The organism is Pseudomonas sp. 05T35 (genome assembly GCF_056396605.1).
This window is the reverse complement of sequence record NZ_JBFTLU010000571.1, coordinates 1-3710: the sequence shown is the minus strand read 5'-3', so window position 1 is coordinate 3710 and position 3710 is coordinate 1. Positions and strand designations below refer to the sequence as shown.

Sequence of the window (3710 nt, the reverse complement as noted above, 5' to 3'; positions counted from 1 at the left end):
GGTTTGCACGTCGTTACGAGAAATCCGAGTCCTGAACCTACTGCGAAAAATTCAGATTTCAATCTCAGGCGCGTATTTTTCTGCCGTGGAATTCGAAGCCGACTTTTTCAACAGAATCGGCCAGAAGCGGACGTTCGCGCGTGCATGCTTTGAGCCGATAGCGACCCCGCTCACCGATATCCAAATCTAGCGGTTCGGAATTCTGTTTCGAGGGAAGAAATGTTGGCCACGAAGGTCATCCTTTCTTCCGGGCCTACTTGGTTCTGCTGATCCGTATGGGCGTGTCGCTAGGGTTTAAGCGGTTAGGCCGCCATCTATCAGGGTGACCAGTTATTCGTTTTGTTCTTGGCAGGAGCAGGCTTGCTCATGCAGTCATTTTACCGGCCAGACCATCAGCCGCGATTTGTGCAACAAAGCCTTACCCACTGAAAAATCACCGCAGATTAAAAATCAATTTGCCTGCCGCCGATTTGAGTTTCCGTATCATTCTGACCGGCCACCATAGCCGAAGCGCTAATTGCATTTTGATTCGCCCAATCACGAAGTTTTGTAAACTCGTCTTTACGCATTTTGCTCATGGGTACTAAACGCGAAATAGTAGTTTCAAAATCAACCATAGTCAGGTCGCTTACATCACCAGAGCCATTCATCCGCCGTGAAAACGCTTCAATCAGCGAGTCCCCAACCCAAGCTTCGATTTCAGCACCAGAAAGCACAATGTCTTTACCAAAATTCGACTCGCCTCCTAGAGCAGACAATCGATCCAAATCAAATTTTGCTGGGTCACGTTTCAATTTCTTCAGATGTATCTCAAGAATCTTCTTTCTTTCTAATGTCGACGGGAAGTCAACGAAAAATATTTCGTCGAATCGCCCCTTTCTCAACAACTCCGGAGGTAAGCTGTTGATGTTGTTAGCGGTAGCAAACACAAAAACAGGCGCCGTTTTTTCTTGCATCCAAGTCAACAGTGTGCCGAATACGCGTGTAGCCGTGCCACCATCAGATGCTCCTCCGGAAGAGCCGGAAAGTCCTTTTTCAATTTCATCGATCCATAGGATGCAGGGCGAAATAGCTTCGGCAGTACGTAGTGCGGAACGAATATTGGATTCTGAAGAGCCAACCACCCCTTGGAAGATTTTTCCCATGTCCAAACGCAATAAGGGCATGTTCCATGACGACGATACGCATTTCGCCGTTAGAGACTTACCGCAACCAGGAACTCCAGTTAAGAGCAAACCCTTCGGGGTTCCGACACCGAACTCCTGAGCCATCTGCCCAAAACACTGGCTACGCAAATGGAGCCACTAACAAAGTTATTTATCTGAGCCTTAACTTCATCTCTTGATGGCAAAGGAAAATCAATCAACGTAATTTCCTTTTGAAGATCATTGGCAATTTCAAAGCTGGGTGCCACGATAATGCAATTGCTCCGATATCCACGTGAGCGGATATTTATGGCTAAATCTCGAAGTCGACGACGATAGACAGGATTTGAGCTTGAGGTAAGGTAGTTATGAGCATCACAAAAAACAAAAATATTTTTGCTGCCCTCCTCCTTCGCCTTTTCTTCGCAAAAGTCCAAGGCCATTTTCAAATCAAAGGTTTTATCCCCAGCCACGACGCCATTTATCTGGACTCCTAGCGTCGAGTTCCAAACGAACAAACGATGGCTAAGCGCCTTGGCGATTTCAGAAACTTCATTGAGCGCACGCTCTTCCTCGAAAGTTTCAATGACCAAAATCGCATAACGYGCTTTGAGGTAATCAGTTATCTGCTTGGTACGGTTCATGCCTATTATCCCTGCGCTTGAACTGAGTTATACATGCATCGGAAGACCGGTTTTGGTAACGCCAGAATTTGAAACAACAAACTCGACAACTCTTCTAGTGCGGAAAAAGTCAATATCGACTCTGTCGCTGGTTTTGATAATCTGCTTGTGCTGATAGGGATGTTTCGCGTTATGCCGATACCGACCAGCGAGCGTCAAGTCTACGGCTTTAACAACTCGAATCATGGCTTCATTCTGGAATATCTCTTTTGGCGTATAGCCTGTATAAAGTATCCAGTTTTTCTCGCCATTAACGGCATGTATTAATTGCTCCAAGGCTGGCGCCTGGTCGAGCGGCTCCCCCCCAGAAAGGGTAATCCCAGCGATGTCCAGTGCATTTATTTTCTGTGCCAATTCATAAATAGGCATCAGCGTACTCGCTTCGCGAGCGTGGGTCCTCTGATTGAAGCACCCCTTACAATTCAGCGCACACCCCTGCACCCATAATGTCAAGCGCAACCCCGGGCCGTTAACGCTGCTCAACTCCATATGGTGTACATTGATTTCCATTTAGAAATTCGCGCTGAGAATTTGAAGGGTTTGCTCTTCATGGACTACGGTATATTCCGGCTTCCACTCAGTCACAAGCTCCGCAGTAGGGCTGGAAAGCAGAGATTCAAGCTCTTCCGTAAGTTTTGTGCAAATGTCGCCTTTCACGCCATGCACTTCCTCCATAATTTCATCGCCGGTAAAGGTGACATGAATGCTGTATTCGTAGTTAGGTCCAAATTCAATCTCGAACCCTTGAAGAGTTTCTTCCACTCTTGCTGGAACACCTGATGCGTCTATGCGCTTGATGGTTTCATCGATGGCTACGCTGATGTACGCTTTCTGAAAGCTTAAAGCCAAATCAGCCATTATCGCTTCATCGTCGGCCGAAATAGTTCCCCGTTCGATGAGGAGTTTGTAGGAGCCCTCCTCAATTTGGCAAACAAATAGATTGAATTTATCAGCCGTCTGGCCACAAATAGCTCTAAATTGCTGCTTGCCCATATAGCCTATTTTGCTCAACACTTTTTTGCTGAAGTCGCTGGCAAATACGGAAACCAGACCAGTCGTTGGGCTAAGGCCCATCTTGCCGAAAGCTTTGGCAATGGCTTCTTCATTAACATAAGAAAATTCAAACTTTGTACAATGAGACATTGTTAAAGCTCCAGCCTGCGACCGGGAACAACTTCTTCGGCGTTCTGGATAGCAATTAATACGTCAGGGGTAACCTCAATGTTGCGCATAGGTGCTATGGATGCAAGCGCAGCCTCAGGCGCAACATTTTTTGAAATCGGAGTTGAAGTTCCAGAGTTGACAACCACCCGACGTCTTTGTGCTGCCTGTGATGCACCACTACCACAAAGGAGACTTGCATCAATCGTTTCCAACAACCTTCTTATTACCAGAAGGGGATTTGATGTGAGCTTTTTATAGAGTCCAATGCGCAACAACGCATCGGCTCCATCATTGAATTGCAATTTAACGAAGTAATTTTGACTTTCATCGCCAATGATACCAATGCACGAGACCTGATTCAGGTCCCGTGACAGCTTTCTCCAAAGATACCCATCAAACGACGCTACAATTAATTTTGTCGCTGTTGCGGCAAAAGCATTGCTACCAACTTCAACCTCGTCAGCATCAAAATTTTGGTAGCTGACCAGAATTTTCTCCCCTACAGGAAATCCCAGAGCGGTTGCCAAATATTCATTTGTCGAAAAATCGACATCTGCGTGAAATTTTAAGCTTTTTGACAGAATATAAAGGCTAAAGATGCCTACTAATCCATAGCCTATTGATTTCAGCGCGTCTTCCGGTGCAAGAGCCGCAAAAACTGCGAAAATAAAAACAATGATTCCGTAACCGTAATTTATGGCCGTCTTTGTACTGAGTT

General features: G+C 46.0%; 6 protein-coding genes. 1 reads left to right on the top strand and 5 read right to left on the bottom strand.

Annotated elements, in window-relative coordinates:
• The coding region (locus tag AC1DH9_RS27365) for a hypothetical protein (protein WP_477809155.1) at nucleotides 1-190 on the top strand (190 nt) is incomplete at its 5' end.
• A 253-nt stretch (nucleotides 191-443) separates the two neighbouring features.
• Here AC1DH9_RS27365 and AC1DH9_RS27360 read toward each other — a convergent pair.
• From AC1DH9_RS27360 to AC1DH9_RS27340, 5 genes are all read right to left on the bottom strand, one after another.
• On the bottom strand, nucleotides 444-1271 hold the full coding sequence (locus AC1DH9_RS27360; protein WP_477809154.1) for an AAA family ATPase: 828 nt from the start codon (nucleotides 1269-1271) through the stop codon (nucleotides 444-446).
• Nucleotides 1226-1789 (bottom strand): hypothetical protein, encoded by a 564-nt coding sequence (locus AC1DH9_RS27355; protein ID WP_477809153.1) that lies wholly within the window; start codon nucleotides 1787-1789, stop codon nucleotides 1226-1228. The genes AC1DH9_RS27360 and AC1DH9_RS27355 overlap by 46 nt, the downstream gene beginning before the upstream one ends.
• A gap of 27 nt (nucleotides 1790-1816) precedes the next feature.
• The gene (locus tag AC1DH9_RS27350; protein WP_442114590.1) at nucleotides 1817-2317 is read right to left on the bottom strand and encodes a 4Fe-4S single cluster domain-containing protein; all 501 of its coding nucleotides are present in this window, start codon (nucleotides 2315-2317) and stop codon (nucleotides 1817-1819) included.
• Between the two features lie 21 nt (nucleotides 2318-2338).
• On the bottom strand, nucleotides 2339-2971 hold the full coding sequence (locus tag AC1DH9_RS27345) for a DUF2997 domain-containing protein (RefSeq protein ID WP_427542806.1): 633 nt from the start codon (nucleotides 2969-2971) through the stop codon (nucleotides 2339-2341).
• 2 nt (nucleotides 2972-2973) lie between these two features.
• Nucleotides 2974-3710: hypothetical protein (locus AC1DH9_RS27340; protein ID WP_477809152.1), on the bottom strand; the 737-nt coding region annotated here is incomplete at its 5' end.